This is a genomic window from Sulfitobacter sp. M05 (assembly GCF_029285175.1).
GTDB lineage: Bacteria > Pseudomonadota > Alphaproteobacteria > Rhodobacterales > Rhodobacteraceae > Sulfitobacter.
Window position 1 is genome coordinate 971,918 of the sequence record NZ_JABEDH010000001.1, and the last position, 21,753, is coordinate 993,670.

Consider the following 21,753-nt stretch of genomic DNA (forward strand, 5'->3'; position numbering starts at 1 on the left):
TAATCTGTTCGAACCTGCTTGCGCCAAGCGGCTTCACGCAGGTACACCGCCGCTATGAATGCAACACCAGACATCCTGTGCATCGGCTCCGTCCTCTGGGATGTGATTGGCCGCTCTGAAACCGCCATGCGGCAAGGCTCGGACATGCCGGGCCGCATCACCCAATTGCCAGGCGGTGTCGCCCTGAACATCGGCATGGCCCTGGCGCGCTTCGGGCTGCGGCCCGCGCTTCTGAGTGCTGTCGGACGTGATACCCATGGCGATGCCTTGATCGCGGCCTGCAAGGCGCGCGGGCTGGAGACAGGACTTATCTATCGCTCCGATGACCTGCCGACCGACAAATACATGGCGGTCGAAGGGGCGAACGGCCTGATCGCAGCCATTGCGGATGCCCATTCATTGGAAGCGGCAGGTGACAAAATTCTGCGTCCATTGACCGACGGAAGCCTGCCTGCACCCTATACAGGGGCGATTGCGCTGGATGGCAACCTGACGGTTGATCTGTTGGGCCAGATGGCGCAAAGCCCCCTGCTGGCGAGCGCGGATTTGCGGGTTGCGCCAGCCTCGCCGGGCAAGGCCCTGCGCCTAAGCCCTTTTGTTCAAGCTGGCCGAGGCACCCTCTATGTGAATCTCGAAGAGGCCGGGCTTTTGTGCCAGACCGCTTTTGACAACTCCGCAGACGCCGCCAGTGCTTTGCTGGCGCGCGGGGCACTGCGCGCAGTTGTAACCGACGGCAGTAACCCCGCCACCGTTGGCACCACCAACGCATTGGTCACCCAAACCCCGCCACAAGTCCACGTGACCCGTGTGACAGGTGCCGGCGATACCTTTATGGCCGCACATATCGCGGCAGAACTGAACGGACGCGACGCTTCAAGCGCCCTTGAACAGGCCCTAGAGGCCGCAGCCCTCTATGTCTCAGGAGAGACCACCATATGACATCCTTCCCCCTGACCTTCAGCAGCGAAGTCGCCAACGCCCATGACAACGGCCATGCGATTGTGGCGCTGGAAAGCACCATCATCACCCACGGTATGCCCTACCCCCAGAACCTTGAGGTTGCCCGTCAGGTCGAGGCCGATGTGCGCGCCGCCGGTGCCACCCCTGCAACGATCGCGGTGATCGACGGGCATTTGCACATCGGGCTGGACGACGACCAGCTTGTCACCCTCGCGCAAGCCAAGAACGTGGCCAAGCTTAGCCGAGCAGATATGGCGGTATGCATTGCCACCGGCGGCACAGGAGCCACCACCGTTGCGGCCACCATGATCGCGGCCCATCTGGCCGATATCGCCGTGTTCGCCACCGGCGGCATTGGCGGCGTTCACAAAGGTGCGGAAGAGAGTTTTGACATCTCCGCCGACCTGATGGAGCTTGCCCAAACCCCTGTGACCGTGGTCGCCGCCGGAGCCAAGGCCATTCTGGACGTGCCGAAGACCCTCGAAGTTCTGGAGACTCAAGGCGTTCCGGTCATCGCTTTCGGGCAAGACAGCTTTCCGGCGTTCTGGTCCGCAACTTCTGATCTGGGGGCACCGCTACGCCTGGACAGTGCCGAAGACATCGCGCGCGCGCATCAGACCCGCGCCGCCATGGGCCTGCCGGGGGGGCAATTGATCGGCAATCCCATTCCCGCAGATGCAGAAATTCCCGCTGCCACGCTGGCCCCAGTCATCGCACAAGCCCAACAGGATGCAGAGACCCACGGTATCACTGGCAAAGGTGTCACCCCCTATCTGTTGCAACGGATTTTCGAACTGACCAACGGTCGTTCCCTGACCGCAAATATTGCCCTTGTTCGCAACAATGCGCGGCTTGCGGCGGCGATTGCTGCACTTTTGGCCACCGGAGAGTCCCGTTTGCACAGCACGAACCGATGAATATTCTGATCCGGAGCTGCGGACCCATTGTCGCAGCGGCAGAAAGCCCCTAACTGACATGGGACCAGCATCGGATCAGAAAACACCATGAACACGCCTTTCGACCTTGAAACCCCACCGAAAAAACGCGGATCCATCATTGGATCATTGCGGGCGTCGTTTCTGACCGGTCTTGTGGTGATCGCCCCCGTCGGACTGACGATCTGGCTGATCTGGTCGGTGGTCGGCTGGATTGACGGGTTTGTTTTGCCCCTGGTGCCGTCCTCCTATCACCCGGATCGCATGTTACAGGATATGTTGGGGCTGGACCCTTCTGTCCAGATCAACGTGCGCGGCCTTGGCGTGGTGATCTTCCTGATCTTCACCATCGTCGTCGGCTGGCTGGCCAAAGGCTATATTGGCCGCTCGATGATCCGTTTTGCCGAAAGCCTGGTGCTGCGCACACCGGTCGTGCGCACGATCTATTCCGGCATCAAACAAATCTCGGAAACCATCTTTGCCCAATCCGAACGCAGTTTTGAAAAGGCCTGCCTTATCGAATATCCGCGGCGCGGGATTTGGGCGCTGGGGTTCATCTCGACTGATGCAAAGGGTGAGATTGCCCTAAAGACCGGCGAGAAAGACCAACCCATGGTTTCAGTGTTTTTGCCCACAACCCCTAACCCGACATCCGGGTTTTTACTGATCTTTCCCAAATCAGATGTGATCGAATTGGACATGTCGGTGGAAGACGCAGCCAAATTGGTGATTTCCGCGGGTCTGGCCTATCCACCCGAAGTGCCGCAAAGCAGCGACAACGATGACGTACTGGCACTGGCTGACAGGATCGCCGAGGTGGAGACCGCGCGTTCGGATAGCTGACGGTTTGCCGCTGTTACGGATTGGTCGCAAAACCGGTCATCCGCAGCATTTGAAAATTGACGTTGGGAAAGGGCCCGCGGCTCAATGGCACCTAACCGCCATGTCATACTGTCGAAGTATCCGATAGCGCCGCCAATACCATTCGGCCAACATCGCCACAACCTGCGTACCTTGGATGGCTCCCTTCGGAGGACCATCCAAGAATTGGCCGCTGACGTTATTCAGAGTTCTTTCGACAGATCAAAAGGAACCGGCGTTCCCTGCCAAACGCTCAACCGCATGAATAACCCCGCGAATTTCGGCGAGACCTCTCGTGCGGTCAATCAACGGGTATCCGGGAATGCTACACCGTCCAATATCAGCCAACAACTCATGACCATGATCGGGTAGTGTCTCAGTTTGAAAATAGGGTGGTATTGTAATAATCCGTTTACCGCTTACTGTCAGGATGCAACAGCAGATCGCCTTGAACGTCTCACATCTGACACACATATTGTGTACCGCATGGGGAAAACCTGTGTATAATGCGTCTCAAGGCGCGAAAACAGTGCCAAACGGTGGTGAGAGGAACGTAACCAATGCCAATAGGACCGCAGGGGCAGAGACGCCCAGCGGACACAATCGGCAATGCAGTACATATTGCACGGAATGCGACCGGAGAAATCGAAGAGACAACACTGAAGCAACCGGCCAAGCGCAACAGCGGTTTGGCGGGGGAGAAAGCGCGCGTGGCGAACACCACGCCAGAGGACCGCAAAGCGATTGCCCAAAAGGCCGCAGCGGCGCGGTGGGGCTGATGTATCCTGTACTCACCATAGCTGATGAAATTCTGAAATCTGCAAAAATGCAGGGCCGGTCATTGACGCCTATGCAGTTGATGAAACTTGTTTACATCGCGCATGGCTGGTCGCTGGCAGTGCTTAATCGTGACATTTTCTCAGACCGGACTGAGGCGTGGAAGTATGGGCCTATTATCCCGAGCCTTTACCAAGCAACCAAGCAGTTTGGACGAAGCCCAATCGGACTTGATTTGATTGATGAAAATACGCCTTCTGGCGTTGATGGCGAAGTTGGTAGCTTCTTGGAGGATGTTGTAGCGAAGTACGGACATCTGTCAGGGATTCAACTCTCTAACTTAACGCACCTGCCGGGCACTCCTTGGCATCAGGTATATGAGCCGAATGTGTCAAACAAAGAGATTTCTGATCATTTGATCAGACAGCATTACGTGGCGAAACTTAATGAGTTCAGACAAAACAGTACCGCCGCCTCCGGTTAATCCCCCAGCCTGGTTCGGTGACTTTAAGGCGAAGGCCGAAGAGGCTAATTGGGACAAGGAAGGTAAGCTGAGGGGGCAAGAATAGAAGAACCATCTTCTATGGTTAAAGGCATATGGGTGGGTGGTAATGACATTCCTTGTTTTCTTTGCGATTTTGTTTATCGGGTCCCTAGGTTCTTGGGCGGCACACTACCTTCTCCCGGTCAAATATCACTGGCTAACTGTAGATCAGCTATCCAAAATTCAGTCGATACTGTTTAGCGGCAGTATCGGCGGCGTGGTGTCGTTGATAGCACAGAAGCAAATTTCAAAATAACATTTTTGCTTACTAAATGGTGCCTGAATACCTGTATTCTAGGTATTAACAAACTTAACATCAAAACCCGCGCAATGATCCTAAACATGATGGTTGAGGGCAACTCCATGCGCTCAATCAGCCGCGTTGCGGGTGTGTCGATCAACACGGTTACCAAGCTGCTTGTTGAGGCGGGTGAAGCCTGCGCCAAGTATCACAACAACGCCGTGCGCGACGTCAAAACTACCCGCGTTGAGTGCGGTGATATCTGGTCATTCGGCTATGCCAAGGACAAAAACGTAGAAGGCGCTAAGCCTTCCCCTGACGGCACAGGTGACGTGTGGACGTGGACTGCAATCGACGCAGATAGCAAGATGATCCTGTCCTATGAAGTCGGTGACCGCTCAGGTGATACTGCTTACGAATTCATGGTTGATCTGGCGTCGCGCCTGTCAAACCGCGTTCAGCTTCGCGCACAAACTCCTGATCCCGAGCGTTCAGTTTGTCAAAAGCCATTTTCGACATCGTGAGAACTTCTGGAACAATCAGGTGTTGATCTCTGGTGGATTGCCGGCGCTGGAAGTAACCTTGCGAACGCCGGCAGCACTTGAAACCATTCAGGAAATGGCCAAAATTCCGGGCGGTTACGTCGGAGCTGGTACAGTACTGACTCCGGCGGATGCCGAAGCCGCAAAAAAGGCCGGTGCTACTTTTGGCGTTTCACCAGGAGCAACGCCCCGCTTGCTGGATGCCTGCGAAGCGAATGAGCTAACCCTTTTGCCAGGAGCCGCAACCGCGACAGAAGCCATGGCACTTTTGGAACGTGGCGACACTGTCCAAAAGTTTTTTCCAGCCGAAGCCAGTGGCGGGGCGAACGCGTTGAAAGCGCTTGGTGCCCCAATGCCCCAGATCACCTTCTGCCAACCGGCGGAATAAGTCTGAAAAACGCCTTAGACTACCTAAAGCTCCCCAATGTCTCCTGCGTTGGGGAGGGTTGGGTTGCGCCAATACATTTGCCGCGCTTTGCGTTCTCGCAATATTGGCAACACGAAAAACCTCTGGTTAAAGACCAGACGATTCAGGCGAACATTTCGCGCAGATTTACACTGCTTTCCTTGCCGATCTGATCCTTGTGATCGCTCAGAAACCGCTCTGCCGCCGCGTATCCCGCCTGTTTCAGTTCGGCAATCACCGCCGCGTTGGGCACAGATTTGGTCACCACTGATAACTGTGCCATCAGGGCATCATCCGCAATCATATGCACACGGACACGGTGCATCCGGTCTTCGGGCAGCCTCCCTTCATCCAACAGCCGCTGGACAAAATCAATTGCTCTAAGTTCACGCAGCAGGCTGGAATTAAAACTGATTTCGTTGATCCGGTTCTGAATCTGTTTCGGCGTCACCGGCAGATCCTCCCGTTCAAGCGGGTTGATATTGATAATGACAATATCTGCGGGCAACGCGTCATCAAACAGCGGAAACAGCGCCGGGTTGCCGGTATACCCCCCATCCCAAAACGGCTCTACACGATCGGTCTGCGGGTCGTAAATCTCGACCGCCTGAAACAGAGTCGGCAAACAGGCCGAGGCCATGATTGCATCTGCGCTGATCTCGTCGCCGGAAAATACCTTTATTTTCCCGTTACGTACCCGAGTGGCACAGATATGCAAATGCGGTTCGACCTTGTTGCAAACCCGATCAAAGTCGAATTTCGCCACAATATCTTTCAGCGGGTTTCGGTAGAACGGGCCATAGCTGTAAGGTGAGGTCAGATTGCTGACCGCATCCGCCATCGCCACTGGCCAGCTGTATTCCATGGCCCGGCTCAGCGCCTCGACGCCAAAAGGGGCCATCCAAGCGGCCTGCGCCAGATCCTCAACGCCGGAAACCTGCGTCCACAACCAATCAAGATTGTCGCGCGCGCCTTGCGCCCCGTTCTTCACCCAGCCCGCCTTGAGGGCCGCCCCGTTCAGCGCCCCCGCCGAGGTGCCCGAAATTGCGCCGATCTCGATGTCGTCCTCTTGCAAGAGACGGTCCAGCACCCCCCAGGTAAATGCACCATGAGCCCCCCCGCCCTGAAGGGCGAGGTTAATCCGAAGTTTCCGCGGTGTGTTTGCCATCCTGTCTTACAATGCCGTCCAACCGCCATCGACACTGATGGTGGTGCCGGTAATCTGCGCTCCTGCCTCCGAACACAGGAAGGTGGCGGTGCCGCCCAGTTGTTCAACTGTTGCGAACTCTTTGGACGGCTGACGGGTCAGCATAACATTCTCGATGACCTCTTCGCGGGTCATGTCATATTCTTTCATGGTGTCGGGAATCTGGTTTTCTACAATCGGCGTCAACACATAGCCCGGACAGATCGCATTGCAGGTGATCGGCTCCTTGGCGGTCTCCAGCGCCGTGACCTTGGTCAATCCAACCACGCCGTGTTTCGCAGCAACATAGGCCGATTTGAACGGTGATGCGGTCAACCCGTGGGCCGAGGCCACATTGATCACCCTGCCCCAACCGAACTGGCGCATTTTGGGCAACGCCGCGGCCGTCGTGTGAAACGCCGACGACATGTTGATTGCGATGATTGCGTCCCATTTTTCTTGCGGAAATTCCGGGATCGGTGCTACGTGCTGAATGCCGGCATTGTTGATCAGAATATCGCAACGCCCGGCTTGGGTGATCAGATTACGGCACTGCTCTCCCTTAGACATGTCCGCCTGAATATAGCGGGCGGTGACACCGGTTTCATCCGCGATCTGCTGGGCCAGCGCGTGATCTTCCTCGTTGTCGGTAAAGGAGTTCAACACAACATCCGCACCGGCACGGGCCAGTTCCCATGCAATCCCCAGCCCGATGCCAGAGTTTGAACCGGTGATGACGGCGGTTTTGCCGGACAGGTCGATGGTAAAGGCCATGACGGAACTCCCTTTTGGATAAATGCTGCAATTGCACAATGGCCTGCAATCCGACAGAAGGAAACGCACAATCGCGATTGTGCCGGTCTGTACTGACGAAACGTCAAAAAAAAACGCCAGCACGAAGCTGGCGTTAAGTTATTGAGGCAGGTTTCATACAGGCAAGAAACCTATCGAGCAGTGACCCCTTTATACGAGATCAACGGCTATGCGCCAAGTATAAAGTTTGAACTGGACGCAGAGCGGGATTAACCATAGGCCCAACAAAACAAGGGCTATGCGGGATTGTTGCCAAAATGGAGATCAATATTTTCCAAAAACTGCGGGGCATTGCGGCGGTTTCTTCGCTGATTCTTTGGGCTGGGAATGCCTGTGCAGAATCGGTTCACGGGCTTGCTATGTATGGTGATCCGGCCTTGCCGGCGGATTTTACCGCCCTGCCCTATGCCAATCCCGACGCCCCCAAAGGCGGTAAGATCACATTGGGTAATACCGGCGGTTTCGACAGCCTCAATCCATTCGTGCGCAAGGGCAATGTGCCCTGGCAGTTGCGCCAATTCACACACGAAAGCCTGATGGGCCGCTCGCAGAACGAACCCTTCACCCTTTACGGTTTACTGGCCGAATCTCTGGACGTACCCGAATCGCGGGAATGGGTGGAATTCACCCTGCGCCCGGAAGCAGCATTTTCCGATGGCACCCCCGTTACGGTCGACGACGTCATCTTTTCCTACAAACTGCTGGGGACCGAAGGCCATCCGCGCTATCACGGGCTATATCGCCAGATCGAAAGCATTGAGGCCACCGGCCCGCGATCTGTCCGCTTTACCTTCAAGGGAGATAACCGCGAATTGGCCTTGCTGGCGGGGATGCGGCCAATCCTGTCCAAGGCGCAATGGCAGGGCCGTGACTTTGCCAATGCGTCGCTTGCCGATATCCCGCTGGGGACAGGCCCTTATGTGGTGTCCGATTACGATGCGGGCCGGCAGGTGACCCTGACGCGCAATCCTGAGTATTGGGGCGCTGATGTGCCGTTCCGCAAAGGCACGCATAACTTCGACCAGATTAAGATCGACTTTTACGGCGATGCCAATGTCTTGCAAGAAGCCTTTAAGGCCGGCGAGATATCTGCCGTGCGCGAATTCAACGCCGAAACATGGGCAACACAATACGACTTTCCGGCGATCACCCGCGGCGAGGTGATCAAATCCAGCTTTCCGCATCAAAAACCCTCGGGCATGACAGGTTTTGTAATGAACACCCGCCGTGCGCCATTTGACGACTGGCGGGTGCGGGATGCCTTGATTCAGGCATTCAATTTTGAATTTATCAATGAAACCCTGACCGGCGGGGCCCTGCCGCGCATTTCATCTTATTTCTCCGGCTCTGTTCTGGCGATGCGGGCAGGTCCCGCACCGGAAGATGTTGCCGCCCTGCTTGATCCGTTCCGCGAAACCCTGCCACAGGGCACGCTTGAGGGGTACAGCCTGCCGGTATCAGATGGGTCTGCCCGCAACCGCGCCGGCATACGCGCGGCGATGAAACAGCTGCAAGCGGCGGGCTACTCCGCAGAGGGCGGCACCATGCACGGGCCCGATGGCCGCCCGCTGGAGTTTGAAATTCTGTTGTCCAAAGGCAATGCAGAACACGCCAAAATCGCCGGACTGTATGTGCAGGCCCTGACCCGTCTGGGCATCAAGGCGGTGATCGAAACCGTGGATGCCGCACAGCTGACCCAACGCACCAATGCCTTTGATTTCGACATGGCCCATTTCCGCCGCGCTCTGTCCCTGTCACCGGGCACCGAACAGCGGTTCTATTGGGGATCGCTTGCCGCCACGCAGGAAGGGTCACGCAACCTGATGGGGGTACAGGATCCGGCGGTGGATGCAATGATTGACGCGATGCTGGCGGCGAAAACCGCCAAAGGGTTCACCGATGCCACCCGCGCCCTTGACCGGGTGCTGACGGCGGGACGTTATGTGATCCCGTTCTGGCAATTTGATGCCGGGCTGATCGCCCACCGCGCCGAAATGAAATACCCGAAAGTGATCCCGATCTACGGCGATGGTCCCAACTATATGCCCGAGGTCTGGTGGTGGCAGGATTGATCTCCCGACCGTCACAAATCTGTAACATCACAAGCGTAGACGCAGCCCCATGAACATACTTGTCCTTTGTACCGGTAACTCGGCCCGCTCGATCCTTCTTGAATCCGCCTTAAACCGTCTGGGGTCGGGGCGTGTCACCGCGTTTTCTGCCGGCAGCCAGCCTGCGGGCCGTGTGAACCCGCACGCGCTGACCCTGTTGGCCGCAAAGGGTCACGACACTGCCGGCTTGCGATCAAAAAGCTGGGATGAATTCGGCCATGAGGACGCCCCACATATGGATTTGGTGATCACCGTTTGCGGATCTGCTGCGGCTGAAACCTGCCCGATGTGGCCCGGTGCGCCATTGCGAGCCCACTGGGGCGTCGAAGACCCCGCTGCCGTGCCCGACGCTGATGCACCTGCCGCCTTTGCCGAGGCGGATGCCATCCTGACCGCCCGCGCACAGGCCTTCCTTGGCGAACCGGTCGAAACACTAGAGGCCGACGCCCTACGTGCCCACCTACAAACCTGCGCGGCGGTAACATGAGCCGCCCCCTGTTTGCCGAAGCGCTTGGAACCGCGCTCTTGCTGATCTCGGTCATCGGCTCGGGCATTATGGGTGTGAACCTTGCGGGCGGAAACACCGCAATCGCCTTGCTGGCCAATGCCATTGCAACCGGCTGTATGCTCTATGCCATTATCACTGTATTGGGCCCGATCTCAGGGGCGCATTTCAATCCCGCGGTAACTCTGGCCTTTGTGCTGCGCCGGGAGTTTCCAGTGATGCAAGCCCCCGGATATGTTCTTGCGCAATGTATCGGTGGGGTGCTGGGGGTCTGGGCGACACATCTGATGTTTGATCTTCCGGTGCTGCAAACCTCGCTGACACAGCACCGCACCGGCGGCGCGCAATGGTTCTCGGAAGGCATCGCAACCTTTGGGCTGCTGTTTGTCATCTTTGGCGGCTTGAAAGCCCGCGCTGAAGCTGTGCCCACTTTGGTGGCGCTCTACATCACCGGTGCCTACTGGTTCACGTCTTCGACCAGCTTTGCCAATCCGGCGGTGACCTTGGCGCGCGGGTTTTCGGATACCTTCGCCGGCATCAGCCCAACGCATATCCCGATGTTCATTCTGGTTCAGCTGGTTGCGGTTGTCATCGCCCACCCGCTGCTAAAAGCCCTGTTCAAAGACTAGGGCCTGTGGAAGTCGGTCGCCACTAAAGCAAGATCCCCGTCCTGTCCCAACGTATGGGCACAAGGACGGGCCAAGACGCTTACGCCAGCGACGTCACCCAAAGGATCGTCGCATCCTCGGCGCTGGTGGACACCACGTTATGCCCCATCGTCGCATCATAATAGGCGCTGTCACCTCGCCGCAATTCCACGGGTTCGTAAAACTCTGTGAACAGTTGCACCACACCGGTTAACACATAGAGAAACTCTTCTCCGTCGTGGCGCACCCAGCCATCGAATTCATCCATTGAACGGGCTCTGATCCGCGCGCGGTACGGCAGCATCTGCTTTTTGCGCAGCGAATCTGCAAGCAGCTCGTGTTCATAAGTGACCGTCGCTTTGGCCGCCCCTTCACCTGACTTGGTGACCGCCATACGCCCGTTGATCTTTTCCGCCGCCGGTGGGGTGAACAGCTGGGGCACAGAGATTTCCAAACCGACGGCCAGTTTCTTCAACGCCTCATAGGTTGGCGACATCTGGCCATTCTCGATCTTGCTGAGCGTCGAGCGCGCCAGCCCGGCCTGCCCTGCGGCCTGCTCCAGCGTCCAGCCCCGCGCTTTGCGCAATTCACGCACACGCACCCCCAGATCGACAGGTGGGGCGGTGTCATTCTCGCCGTTTTCGCGGGCGATACGGATCAGGGAAGGCGACGTCGTTTCACTCATCCCCTTGCTATACCGACCGGACCTGTGCCTTGCAACGGATGTCGTGTTGCTCTAGCGCGTCTCTATGACCAAATCTTCTGACACTGCTTCCCCGTTCAACCTTGCGGCCTATGTTCTGGAGGCCGGCACCCGCCTGCCCGACAAGATCGCCCTGTCCCTGCTGTCCCGCGATGGCAGCGAAGACTGGACCTATGCCAGACTGATCGCCGCGGTTCGCGGCACTGCGACCGGATTGCTGGAAAACGGGTTAAGCCCCGGTGACATCGTACTGATGCGCCTTGGCAATACGCCGGATTTCCCGATTGCCTATCTCGGGGCGCTGGCCGCAGGTCTGGTGCCTGTGCCCACTGCCGCCGCTTTGACCGCCCATGAAGTTGCCAAAATCATTCCGGCCCTAAAACCTGCCGCCATTCTGCACGATGCCGATGTCGCCAGTCCGGATTTTACAAAAGTTATCGACCTTAACGCTCTGCGTAAGATGCGTGATCTGCCGCCAGCCCCCTTTCATATGGGCGATCCCGAGCGGTTGGGATATATCATTTACACATCCGGCACTTCAGGCAAACCAACGGCAGTAATGCACGCCCACCGCGCCATTCTGGCCCGACAGATGATGTTTGACGGCTGGTACGGGCTGACTGCGCAGGATCGGCTGTTGCACGCCGGCGCGTTCAACTGGACTTATACACTTGGCACCGGCCTGATGGATCCCTGGACACGCGGGGCCACCGCACTGATCCCTGTTGCCGGCACACCTCCCGCCGCCCTGCCCGATCTGATGAAAACACATAAGGCCAGCATTTTTGCCGCGGCTCCCGGCGTCTACCGTCAGATGCTGCGCGATCTGTCTCCGCTTTATCTGCCAGCGCTGCGTCACGGTTTGAGTGCCGGCGAAAAGATGACAGCAATTGTGCGCGACACATGGGCCGAGATTACAAACACGCCGGTCTATGAGGCCTTTGGCATGTCTGAATGTTCCACCTTTATTTCGGGCAACCCCACAACCCCCGCCAAGGACGGAGCCATCGGCGCGGCTCAACCGGGCCGGCAGGTTGCCATCCTCGGGCCCAAAGGCCCTGCGCGCATCGACACCCCCGGCACTATCGCGATCCACCGCACGGACCCGGGCCTGATGCTGGGCTATATGAATGACAGCGCCCTGACCAAGTCCAAGTTTGACGGCGATTGGTTCCTGACCGGCGATCAGGGGATGATGGATGCGCAAGGCCAGATCACCTATCTGGGGCGCACCGACGATATGATGAACGCAGGCGGGTTTCGCGTTTCCCCGCTGGAGGTCGAGGAAACCCTGCTGGGCATTCCCGGCGTCACCGGCATTGGCGTTACAGAGGTCGAGATCAAGAAAAACACCCAGGTAATTGCCGCCTTCTATACCGCCGCCGCCCCGATCAAGGAATATACCCTGACCGACTTTGCCACGGCCAATCTTGCGCGTTACAAACAACCGCGTCTTTACGTTCATGTCGATGCCCTGCCCACCAGCGGCAACGGCAAAATCCAGCGCAGCCAGTTGCGCGACAGTTTCGAGGCCCAGAAATGACCCAGACCATCAAGCTCGACATTATGTCAGACCCGATCTGCCCGTGGTGCTATATCGGCAAGACCCATCTGGATGTGGCCATAAAAGACAACCCCAACCATCCTTTTGTGATTGAATGGCACCCATTCCAGTTGAACCCGGACATGCCGTCCGGAGGCATGGACAGGCGCGCCTATCTGGAAGGGAAATTCGGCGGCAAGGAAGCCGCAGCAAAGGCCTATGCGCCTGTGCTGGAACATGCCCAAAAGGCCGGTCTCGACATCAATTTCGAAGGGATGAAACGCACCCCCAATACCCTGAATGCCCACCGCCTGATCCATTGGGCCGGCATTGAGGGCCGTCAGACCGCTGCGGTTTCGGCGCTGTTTCACGCCTATTTTGTCGATGCGCGCGATATTGGTGATGCCGAGGTTCTGGCCGATATTGCGGACGGTATCGAAATGGATGCCGCAGTGGTAACCCGCCTGCTGAACACCGAAGAGGATGTACAAGCGATCCGCGATCGGGATGCCCACAGCCGCAAGATGGGCATTACATCGGTGCCCACCTTTATCGTTGGCGGCCAGCACGCAGTGCCCGGGGCACAGCCGCCGGAACTTTGGACCAATGTCATCGCGGAATTGACCCAAGCGCAATAAATGCCACGGAAGTGCGGTATTGCAATCGGGCCACAGCCTCAGGTCTTTCTGACCTATTGGCTTTGCCAAGCGCCCTGCACTGACTTACGATTTTGGCAAAAGGGGCAAAAGACCCCGACGGCTGAGCAGAATTGAAAAATGGCAGATCAAACACCAACACCGTTTCCGGTGGCATTTATTCGTGTATCGAAAATCTCTTGTGACTGGCGCGCCGGGCCCCTGCACTGTGTGGCGCAACTCGCCGCGCAGGCAACCGCTGGCGGCATCAAAGCGATATGGCGCAATGAGGTGGGCGGTGCCTATGTCACACCCGCCCGCGAGGCCCAGGCATGAACCGGTCCCGTGTGATCCTGAGTTATGGCCGGTTTGACGGGTTGAGCCAGCACCACGTGCGTTTCCTGCGCTCTGTCAGCGCAATGGGGCACGAACTGATCATTGGCTGTACCTCGGATGCTTTGGCCGCTCAAAACGGCATGCCCTGCACCCAGAACTTTGAAACCCGCCGCGCCGTTTTGGAAAGCTGCCGTTTTGTCTCGCGGGTGATTCCCCAAACCAGTTTGAGCCAAAAACGCACCGACATAGTGAACTATAATGTGTCAGTTCTGGTGTCTGACACCGCTAAAAACGGGCTATTTGATGATTTGCAGGACGTGGCACAGGTAATTTACCTGCCGCCCCATCCTGCGAGAAAATATGGCCATGAGCCTGAATTTCAGAGAAAAATCAGGGTTTCGCGCTGATTTGTAGCAGGTAGCCATTGTAGACGGTTCAACCATAGGGTAGTTCTGACGCCAAGTCGCGTCACTCTTTGCTGTGACAGACACAGCGGAGCCAGAACATTGCCATCTTCTACCCAACCGTTCGCCTTAAGTCGGACTGAATTCGTCGCGTTGATTGCGATGATGTTTGCAACCATTGCATTCTCAATTGATGCTATGCTGCCCGCTCTGCCCAGCATCGGTGCAGAACTCTCGCCGGATCAGCCCAACCGCGTCTCACTTATCCTGACATCCTTTGTCTTTGGCATGGGCATCGGAACATTTATCGCCGGCCCTCTGTCGGATAGTTTTGGCCGCAAACCGATCATCTATGCCGGTGCAACAATTTACATCCTGTCGGCCGCAGTGGCATGGGCCAGCTCATCCGTTGAGGTGATGTTGGTGGCCCGGATATTCCAAGGCTTTGGCGCGGCGGGGCCGCGTATCGTTTCTGTTGCCATCGTACGTGATCTGTTTTCGGGCCGGGAAATGGCCAAAATCGTGTCAATCGTTATGTTGGTCTTTACGCTGGTCCCAGCGATGGCCCCCTTGCTCGGTTCATTTATCATCGCCGGTTTTGGCTGGCGCGGCATATTCGTCGCCTTTATCACGTTTTCTGCGCTGTCAGTGGCCTGGATGAGTGCACGGATGCCCGAAACCCTTCCGGTCACAAACCGCCGTCCTTTACGGTTCTCCCTGATATTTTCGGCACTGAAGGAACTCTTTTCACATCCGTCCGTCCGTACTTCCATCCTTGTCCAATCTTTGGCCATGGGCATGTTGTTCTCAATGTTGACCCTGGTTCAGCCGATCTATTTTGAAGTCTATGACCGTGCTGCGTCTTTTCCCTATTGGTTCGGGGCCGTGGCCCTGTTTGCCGGCACAGCCAGCTTGTTGAACGCCATCATGGTGGTGCGATACGGTATGCGCAGACTGGTCACCGTGACGCTGGCTTTCCAGATCGTTTTTTCCAGCATCATGTTGGGATTTGATCTTGGTTCCCTGCCCGGGAATTATGGGTTTGCTGCATTTGTCGCCTTTCAGACATGCCTGTTCTTTCAAGCCGGTCTAACTCTTGGCAATCTCAATGCCATCGCCATGGAACCTGTCGGTCATATCGCCGGTATCGCCGCATCGGCAATTGCCGCAATTTCGACGGTATTGGCTGCCCTGATGGCCTCACCCATCGGTTTGTTGTTCGATGGTACCATCAAACCATTGGTCGTTGCCGTGCTGATCATGGCGATGATTGGATATATCCTGATGTTGCGCTTGGGACGCATTGAAACCCGCGCGGCCAATCAACCGTAATCAATCCGGCGTAACCGGCTTCGTTGCCGGTTACTTCTTTGCTTTGGCTGCCTTTTGCTTGGCAATCACATGTTCGGCAAGATCACGGGCAATGGCAAAGGCCCCCTTGATCTTGTCCGCATCTGACTTCCAGTCGCGCTTCACCACGATCTTGTTTTCACGTACCTTGGCCAGCCCACGCTGGTCCTGAATGAACGACACCAAACCTTCGGGAGAGGCGAATTTGTCGTTATGGAACTGGATCGTCGCCCCTTTTGGCCCGCCGTCCAGCTTGGCAATGCCCGCGCGTTTGCACATTGCCTTGATCCTCACCACCAGCATCAGGGTGTTAACCTCCTTTGGCAGTTTGCCAAAACGGTCAATCAATTCCGCCGCAAACCCTTCCAGCTCGACCTTGGTGCTAAGGCCTGACAGGCGGCGATAAAGACCCAACCGCACATCCAGATCCGGTACAAAGGTTTCGGGGATCAACACCGGCACACCCAGATTGATCTGTGGTGCCCATTGCTCATCCGTTTCCGACAGCCCTTCCATCTGGCCAGATCTGATCTTGGAAATCGCTTCTTCCAGCATGGACTGATACATCTCAAAGCCGACGTCGCGCATCTGGCCGGATTGCTCTTCGCCCAGCAGGTTACCCGCGCCGCGAATGTCCATGTCCTGTGACGCCAGCGTGAAACCGGCCCCCAGCGTGTCGAGCGAACCCAGCACCCGCAGCCGCTTTTCCGCCAGCGGCGTCAGCTTGGCGCGCGGCTTGGTTGTCAGATAGGCATAGGCGCGGGTTTTAGAGCGGCCCACGCGGCCCCTGATCTGATAAAGCTGCGCAAGACCGAACATATCGGCGCGGTGAACAATCATGGTATTGGCCGTCGGAATATCCAGACCGGACTCCACAATTGTTGTTGCCAGCAGGATGTCGAACTTGCCATCATAAAAGGCGTTCATCCGGTCATCTAGCTCTCCTGCTGCCATCTGACCATGCGCCACAACATAGCTCAGCTCTGGCAGCTGATCTTTCAGGAATGCTTCGATCTCGGGCAGGTCACTGATGCGCGGCACCACATAGAAGGACTGTCCGCCGCGATAATGTTCCCGCAACAGGGCCTCGCGCAGGGTCACCGCATCGAATTCACTGACATAGGTGCGGATCGCCAGACGGTCGACCGGCGGTGTCCCGATGATGCTCAGATCCCGCACACCGGTCAGCGACAGTTGCAAGGTGCGCGGGATCGGCGTCGCAGTCAGGGTCAACACGTGAATGTCGGTGCGCAAGGACTTCAGCCGTTCCTTGTGCTGCACACCAAAATGCTGTTCTTCGTCGATCACCAATAGGCCAAGGTTCAGAAACTTGATGCCTTTCGCCAACAGCGCATGGGTGCCGATAACAATATCAACCGTCCCCTTGGCCATGCCCTCTTTGGTTGCCGCGGCCTCCTTGGCGGGCACAAAACGGCTCAGCTGGCGCACTTCAATCGGAAAGCCGCGAAACCGTTCTGTAAAGCTCTTGTAGTGTTGCCGTGCCAGCAGGGTTGTCGGCGCAATGACCGCCACCTGCACACCGGACATAGCCGCCACAAACGCCGCCCGCATGGCCACTTCGGTCTTGCCGAAACCAACGTCACCACAGATCAGCCGATCCATCGGGTTACCACTGGTCAGATCGTCGATCACATCAGAAATCGCGCGCAGCTGGTCATCGGTTTCTTGATAGGGAAAACGGGCCGAAAACGCATCCCACATGCCTGGTGGCGGGTCCAAAACCGGCGCCCGGCGCAGCGCGCGTTCGGCGGCGATGCGGATCAGTTTGTCCGCCATCTCGCGAATGCGCTCTTTCAGCTTGGCCTTTTTCGACTGCCAAGCCCCGCCCCCCAGCTTGTCCAGCAGACCTTCTTCATGGCCGTACTTACTTAACAGTTCGATATTTTCGACCGGCAGGTACAGCTTTGAATTTTCGGCATATTCCAGCAGCAGGCATTCATGTGCCGCCCCTGCCGCAGTGATCACCTCCATGCCCAGGTAACGACCGATGCCGTGATCAACATGCACCACCAGATCACCCGGCGTCAGGCTTTGGGTTTCCGTCAGAAAGTTCGCCGCGCGTTTCTTGCGTTTGGGGGCGCGGATCAAGCGGTCACCCAGCACATCCTGCTCGGAAATGACGGTCAGCTTGCCGTTTTGCCAAGGGGCCTCGAACCCGTGTTCCAACGCCCATACCGCCAGATGCAAGCCGCGCTTGCCCAACCTGTTCGCCGACGGGATCGGGATCGCTTCGGCGAGTCCCTCATCCTCAATCAACCCGGTCAGGCGCTCGCGCGCGCCCTCAGAGTAACTGGCAATCAGCACAGGGCCGTCCTGAAGCTTTGCCTTGATATGCCCTGCCAGTGCGCCAAAAAGACTGATGCTTTCCTGCTGGCGTTCCGGGGCAAAATCACGTCCGATCCGCGCCCCCGCGTCCAGCACATTTGGGCCGGTGGGCTGTGGCAAGGGGTTCATCTGGATCACGCGGTGGTCCGCAGTTGCCAACAACCATGCCTCGTCCGTCAGATACATGCCTTCGGGGGGCGCGGGTTTATAAACGCTGTCCATCTTGGACCGGTTCGCCATGGCAATCTTGCGAGTCTCATATTGATCCGCAATGCTGTCCCAACGGGCCAGACGGCTGGCGGTCAACTGATCATCCAAGGTGACAGACGCGCCCGGCAAATAGTCAAACAGGGTCTCCATATCGGCATGGAAAAACGCCAGCCAATGCTCGGCCCCTTGATGTTTGCGCCCGGCGCTGATCGCTTCGTATAGCGGATCATCGGTGCCCGCCGCGCCAAATTCGATCCGGTAGTTTTGCCGGAACCGGGTAATTGCCGCTTCGTCCAGAATAACCTCGGACACCGGAGCCAGTTCGACCAGATCAAGTTTTTCCGTGGTGCGCTGGGTCGCCGGGTCAAACCGGCGCGCCCCGTCCAACACGTCGCCAAACAGATCCAGCCGTACAGGGCCTAAATCACCGGGCGGGAAAATATCGATGATCCCCCCGCGCACCGCGTAATCGCCCGGTTCCATCACCGTCGGGCTTTGCACAAACCCCATTCGGACCAGAAAATCGCGCAGAGCTTTCTCGTCAATCCGCGCCCCGACCTGCGCCGAAAACGCCGCATCCCGCAGAACCGAGCGCGCCGGCACCCGCTGCGTTGCCGCGTTCAGTGTGGTCAATAGCACAAACCGGTCCGGCATCCCGTGAACCAACCCTGCCAGCGTCGCCATCCGTTGCGCAGATATATCTGCATTCGGCGACACACGGTCATAGGGCAGGCAGTCCCATCCGGGGAAAGTGATCACTGGTAAGTCAGGTGCAAAAAACGCCAAAGCTGCCTGCACTGCGGCCATGCGTTTGTCGTCACGCGCAACATGCACAAGGCTGCCGCTGCGCCCCAGTTCATCAATAATCGCGCGGGCGTCAAAACCCTCGGGCACGCCAGAAAGGGTGATTTTACTCGGATTGGTCATGACGTCTCAATTGGCTTTCGGGCCTGCGCTGTCAACCGCCCAAAGGTCCCAAACTCATATTCTGGTACATCCCCCAAAGAGCGGTCACGAAAATCGACACCATGCCGATGATCTGGGTGTAAAGCCGGTGCCGGTTCATCCGCTTGAAAAGCACTTCACCGGAAGAATTCTCAGCCTCGATGATACGCGCGGTCGACAGGCTCAGCATTCCGACAATCGACAGCGGCAGCGCCAGCAGAAACACGGCCTGCGCAAATTCGTTGTCATAGACAAAGCCCAGCATCACCAGCATGGTCAGAAAAAAACAGGAAAACCCCGCCAGCCAAAGCCCCGACACCCGCCCGATATACAACAACCGGTTCACATTGATCCGCACCATATCCTCAAGGTCGACCTGCGCGTCTTCGCCGTACCGACGCGCCCGCAACACCATGTCATAAGGCACACCGATCACCCAATGCCCTGCCGTCGACCAGACAACGGCCAGAACGATCCAGAACCACAGGTTCGAGAACGAGCGCATGTCGATGATTTCGAAAAGCGTTTGGTACCAGTCCAACGTCATGCCCCAGCAGGTGAAAGTCAAAAGGTGATACCCAAGCTCGCCGCCAATTCCTACCCTTGAGTGCGCAGATTTTTCATGGAAAGACTGCGCAACACATTTGTGAGGTATTTTTGCATGACACCCGTCCAAGCCCAGTTCCCTGCCACCCGCCTGCGCCGCACACGCGCCACCCCAGCTTTGCGGGGGCTGGTGCGCGAGAATGCGCTGGAAGTGTGTGATCTGATTTGGCCGGTCTTTGTGCGTGCTGGCGAAGGGATAGAAGAGCCCGTCCCCTCAATGCCCGGCGTTATGCGCCGTTCCGTTGACAAAGTGGTCGAGGCCGCCGCCGAAGCCCATGCCCTGGGCATCCGCGCGATGTGCATCTTTCCTTACACAGGTCTGGAAGAACGCACCGAAGACTGTGCCGGTGCATGGGACCCCGCAAACCACGCCAACCGCGCCATTGCCGCCATCAAATCGAAGTTTCCCGACATGGCGGTGATGAGCGATGTGGCGCTGGACACCTACAACATCAATGGCCATGACGGATTTGTCGAAGACGGAATTATCGTGAACGACCGCACGGTCGAGGCGCTGGTCAAAATGGCGCTGTCTCAGGCTGACTCAGGGGCCGATATTATTGGCCCGTCCGATATGATGGATGGCCGCATAGCCGCCATCCGCGCCGCGCTAGAAACCAAAGGTCACAGCGATGTGACCATCCTCAGCTATGCGGCAAAATATGCGTCGGCATTTTACGGCCCGTTCCGCGATGCCGTGGGAGCATCGGGCGCGCTGACCGGCGACAAGAAAACCTATCAGATGGATCCGGCCAATTCCGACGAGGCCCTGCGGCTGGTGGCCCGTGATCTGGCTGAAGGCGCGGATATGGTTATGGTCAAACCCGGCCTGCCCTATCTGGACATCTGCCGCCGGGTGAAAGACAGCTTTGGCGCGCCCACTTTTGCTTATCAGGTCTCCGGTGAATACAGCATGGTGAAGGCGGCCGCCCAACACGGTTGGATCGACGAAGAGCGGGTAATGATGGAAAGCCTGATCGCCTTTAAACGCGCCGGCTGCGACGGTGTCCTGACCTATTTCGCCCCAGCAGCGGCACGGTTGCTGAACGGGTGATGGACATATGGCCCTAGCCGCGGCGTTACCAGTTACAAGCCTTGGAGACCTTCTCAAGAACCCCTGCGATGCCGGTCAAATCATACTCCATTTCATAGATATCGGATCGGCCCTGCATCCGCACGAGCATCTTTTGTGCCTCCCTTATCTGGTTCAAAAACGGAATAGCGTTGCGTCCGTTCCATAAACCCGCGGCTTTGTTGTTTGATGACGTTTCGAAGGATCTGGTCAGCGCCGGCTCTCCGTCAAGGCGATACGCCGCAGTCATCGTATCGTTGATTTCAAAGTTTCCCAAATAGAAATACGCTGATGTTGTATCCCGCCGGCATCGCAAAATAAGCGCCGGCGTGGACGCATTGCCAAACCCATCCCGAAACTCCCTCGACGAATCCAGCATGGCTGTAACATTGGGTTGATCTGTAATTTCGTCGGTTTCTTCTGTGACAATCCATGCCCCGCCACCCGAATTACCTTCACTATTGGCTTCAGCGATCTCAGTTAGCGGATTGCTCAAAGCGCTTAGAAGTTCCTTGGACGACCGATGCCCCGCAATTGAGACGACCGGCAACAGATGCATTTGTTCAAGTTTCAAGCCGTTTGAGCTTGCTTGCTCGGCACAGCTCAAACGCCTGGAAATCTGGAACTTCACCTGTTTCACACTCTTGGCTATATCGCCCTTCAAAAAGACCTCAAGCCCCGCATTTGTCATCTTCGCATAGGTCCGCGAACTGTATTCGCTATCGTTTACATCTTCAGCCTCAAGGTAACCTGGAAAATGTAAAACGTTTTTGTGCAGACAAAAATACCAGGCTCCTAAATCGGTTTCTTCCTCTGGGTTGAGTTGGTAAATTTGTCTGACGCCTAAACGCCCATATACCTCATCTAATCGTGCATCTAACTCAAACCCAATGGTTTCTTTTTCATGCTCTTGTGCCGAAGTGGCACCTGCCAACAGGACGACGGCGCTCAGAGAGGATAAGAAACGAAACAGCATAGTGATAATATCCATTTTATCTGCACCCTAACGCCTAAGTTGCTCTCGTCAACAAACCACCACCTTATGGTGGTGTTTTATTCACCAATTCTGCCCCCA

22 protein-coding genes and 1 pseudogene are annotated in these 21,753 nt (G+C 57.0%); 16 read left to right on the forward strand and 7 right to left on the reverse strand.

Features of this window, described 5'->3' with window-relative positions:
* The first annotated feature begins 54 nt into the window (after positions 1 to 54).
* From HKX44_RS04910 to HKX44_RS04920, 3 genes are all read left to right on the forward strand, one after another.
* On the forward strand, positions 55 to 939 hold the full coding sequence (locus HKX44_RS04910; protein ID WP_276150174.1) for a PfkB family carbohydrate kinase: 885 nt from the start codon (positions 55 to 57) through the stop codon (positions 937 to 939).
* Positions 936 to 1,877: a pseudouridine-5'-phosphate glycosidase gene (locus HKX44_RS04915; RefSeq protein ID WP_276150175.1), complete on the forward strand. Its 942-nt coding sequence runs from the start codon at positions 936 to 938 to the stop codon at positions 1,875 to 1,877. The genes HKX44_RS04910 and HKX44_RS04915 overlap by 4 nt, the downstream gene beginning before the upstream one ends.
* Positions 1,878 to 1,964: 87 nt before the next feature.
* Complete coding sequence (locus HKX44_RS04920) at positions 1,965 to 2,738, forward strand: DUF502 domain-containing protein (protein ID WP_276150176.1); 774 nt, start codon at positions 1,965 to 1,967, stop codon at positions 2,736 to 2,738.
* 240 nt (positions 2,739 to 2,978) lie between these two features.
* Here HKX44_RS04920 and HKX44_RS04925 read toward each other — a convergent pair whose 3' ends face one another.
* Entirely contained in the window at positions 2,979 to 3,230 is a 252-nt protein-coding gene (locus HKX44_RS04925) for a mannonate dehydratase (protein WP_276150177.1), read from the reverse strand.
* 86 nt (positions 3,231 to 3,316) lie between these two features.
* Here HKX44_RS04925 and HKX44_RS04930 point away from each other — a divergent pair, with 86 nt between their 5' ends.
* The 4 genes and pseudogenes from HKX44_RS04930 (at position 3,317) to eda (ending at position 5,439) form a co-directional block, all read left to right on the forward strand.
* Positions 3,317 to 3,535, forward strand: a complete 219-nt coding sequence (locus HKX44_RS04930) for a histone H1 (RefSeq protein WP_276150178.1) — start codon at positions 3,317 to 3,319, stop codon at positions 3,533 to 3,535.
* Positions 3,535 to 4,017 (forward strand): type II toxin-antitoxin system antitoxin SocA domain-containing protein, encoded by a 483-nt coding sequence (locus HKX44_RS04935; protein WP_276150179.1) that lies wholly within the window; start codon positions 3,535 to 3,537, stop codon positions 4,015 to 4,017. The genes HKX44_RS04930 and HKX44_RS04935 overlap by 1 nt, the downstream gene beginning before the upstream one ends.
* 390 nt (positions 4,018 to 4,407) lie before the next feature.
* Positions 4,408 to 4,842: a hypothetical protein gene (locus tag HKX44_RS04940; protein WP_276150180.1), complete on the forward strand. Its 435-nt coding sequence runs from the start codon at positions 4,408 to 4,410 to the stop codon at positions 4,840 to 4,842.
* Positions 4,799 to 5,439, forward strand: a pseudogene (gene eda, locus HKX44_RS04945) (bifunctional 4-hydroxy-2-oxoglutarate aldolase/2-dehydro-3-deoxy-phosphogluconate aldolase). The gene HKX44_RS04940 and the pseudogene eda overlap by 44 nt, the downstream one beginning before the upstream one ends.
* Here eda and HKX44_RS04950 read toward each other — a convergent pair.
* Both HKX44_RS04950 and HKX44_RS04955 read right to left on the reverse strand, forming a co-directional pair.
* Complete coding sequence (locus HKX44_RS04950; RefSeq protein WP_276150181.1) at positions 5,391 to 6,434, reverse strand: patatin-like phospholipase family protein; 1,044 nt, start codon at positions 6,432 to 6,434, stop codon at positions 5,391 to 5,393. The pseudogene eda and the gene HKX44_RS04950 sit on opposite strands and share 49 nt — an antisense overlap.
* A gap of 6 nt (positions 6,435 to 6,440) precedes the next feature.
* On the reverse strand, positions 6,441 to 7,226 hold the full coding sequence (locus HKX44_RS04955; RefSeq protein WP_276150182.1) for a 3-hydroxybutyrate dehydrogenase: 786 nt from the start codon (positions 7,224 to 7,226) through the stop codon (positions 6,441 to 6,443).
* Positions 7,227 to 7,624: 398 nt separating this feature from the next.
* Here HKX44_RS04955 and HKX44_RS04960 point away from each other — a divergent pair, with 398 nt between their 5' ends.
* From HKX44_RS04960 to HKX44_RS04970, 3 genes are read left to right on the forward strand one after another with little or no spacing between them, the layout of a single operon-like run.
* The gene (locus HKX44_RS04960; protein ID WP_276150804.1) at positions 7,625 to 9,337 is read left to right on the forward strand and encodes an extracellular solute-binding protein; all 1,713 of its coding nucleotides are present in this window, start codon (positions 7,625 to 7,627) and stop codon (positions 9,335 to 9,337) included.
* A 49-nt stretch (positions 9,338 to 9,386) separates the two neighbouring features.
* Complete coding sequence (locus HKX44_RS04965; protein ID WP_276150183.1) at positions 9,387 to 9,863, forward strand: arsenate reductase ArsC; 477 nt, start codon at positions 9,387 to 9,389, stop codon at positions 9,861 to 9,863.
* The gene (locus tag HKX44_RS04970) at positions 9,860 to 10,510 is read left to right on the forward strand and encodes an MIP/aquaporin family protein (protein ID WP_276150184.1); all 651 of its coding nucleotides are present in this window, start codon (positions 9,860 to 9,862) and stop codon (positions 10,508 to 10,510) included. Before HKX44_RS04965 ends, HKX44_RS04970 begins: the two co-directional genes overlap by 4 nt.
* A gap of 79 nt (positions 10,511 to 10,589) precedes the next feature.
* Here the strand turns inward: HKX44_RS04970 and HKX44_RS04975 are convergent, their stop codons facing one another.
* A complete protein-coding gene (locus HKX44_RS04975) occupies positions 10,590 to 11,213 on the reverse strand; it encodes an XRE family transcriptional regulator (protein ID WP_276150185.1) in 624 nt (207 codons plus the stop codon).
* 64 nt (positions 11,214 to 11,277) lie between these two features.
* Here HKX44_RS04975 and HKX44_RS04980 point away from each other — a divergent pair, with 64 nt between their 5' ends.
* From HKX44_RS04980 to HKX44_RS05000, 5 genes are all read left to right on the forward strand, one after another.
* Entirely contained in the window at positions 11,278 to 12,774 is a 1,497-nt protein-coding gene (locus tag HKX44_RS04980) for a class I adenylate-forming enzyme family protein (RefSeq protein WP_276150186.1), read from the forward strand.
* Positions 12,771 to 13,412 (forward strand): DsbA family oxidoreductase, encoded by a 642-nt coding sequence (locus HKX44_RS04985; protein WP_276150187.1) that lies wholly within the window; start codon positions 12,771 to 12,773, stop codon positions 13,410 to 13,412. The genes HKX44_RS04980 and HKX44_RS04985 overlap by 4 nt, the downstream gene beginning before the upstream one ends.
* A gap of 138 nt (positions 13,413 to 13,550) precedes the next feature.
* The gene (locus HKX44_RS04990) at positions 13,551 to 13,745 is read left to right on the forward strand and encodes a hypothetical protein (protein WP_276150188.1); all 195 of its coding nucleotides are present in this window, start codon (positions 13,551 to 13,553) and stop codon (positions 13,743 to 13,745) included.
* Positions 13,742 to 14,152: a glycerol-3-phosphate cytidylyltransferase gene (locus tag HKX44_RS04995; protein WP_276150189.1), complete on the forward strand. Its 411-nt coding sequence runs from the start codon at positions 13,742 to 13,744 to the stop codon at positions 14,150 to 14,152. Before HKX44_RS04990 ends, HKX44_RS04995 begins: the two co-directional genes overlap by 4 nt.
* A gap of 99 nt (positions 14,153 to 14,251) precedes the next feature.
* On the forward strand, positions 14,252 to 15,481 hold the full coding sequence (locus HKX44_RS05000) for a Bcr/CflA family efflux MFS transporter (protein WP_276150190.1): 1,230 nt from the start codon (positions 14,252 to 14,254) through the stop codon (positions 15,479 to 15,481).
* Between the two features lie 30 nt (positions 15,482 to 15,511).
* Here the strand turns inward: HKX44_RS05000 and mfd are convergent, their stop codons facing one another.
* Entirely contained in the window at positions 15,512 to 18,982 is a 3,471-nt protein-coding gene (gene mfd, locus HKX44_RS05005; protein ID WP_276150191.1) for a transcription-repair coupling factor, read from the reverse strand.
* A 31-nt stretch (positions 18,983 to 19,013) separates the two neighbouring features.
* Positions 19,014 to 19,541, reverse strand: coding sequence for a component of SufBCD complex (locus HKX44_RS05010; RefSeq protein ID WP_276150805.1), 528 nt, complete (start codon positions 19,539 to 19,541; stop codon positions 19,014 to 19,016).
* Positions 19,542 to 19,661: 120 nt separating this feature from the next.
* On the opposite strand from HKX44_RS05010, the gene hemB reads away from it, so the two are divergent.
* The gene (hemB, locus tag HKX44_RS05015; RefSeq protein WP_276150192.1) at positions 19,662 to 20,660 is read left to right on the forward strand and encodes a porphobilinogen synthase; all 999 of its coding nucleotides are present in this window, start codon (positions 19,662 to 19,664) and stop codon (positions 20,658 to 20,660) included.
* Between the two features lie 25 nt (positions 20,661 to 20,685).
* Here hemB and HKX44_RS05020 read toward each other — a convergent pair whose 3' ends face one another.
* Positions 20,686 to 21,669, reverse strand: coding sequence for a type VI secretion system-associated protein TagO (locus HKX44_RS05020; protein ID WP_276150193.1), 984 nt, complete (start codon positions 21,667 to 21,669; stop codon positions 20,686 to 20,688).
* Between the last annotated feature and the right edge of the window lie 84 nt (positions 21,670 to 21,753).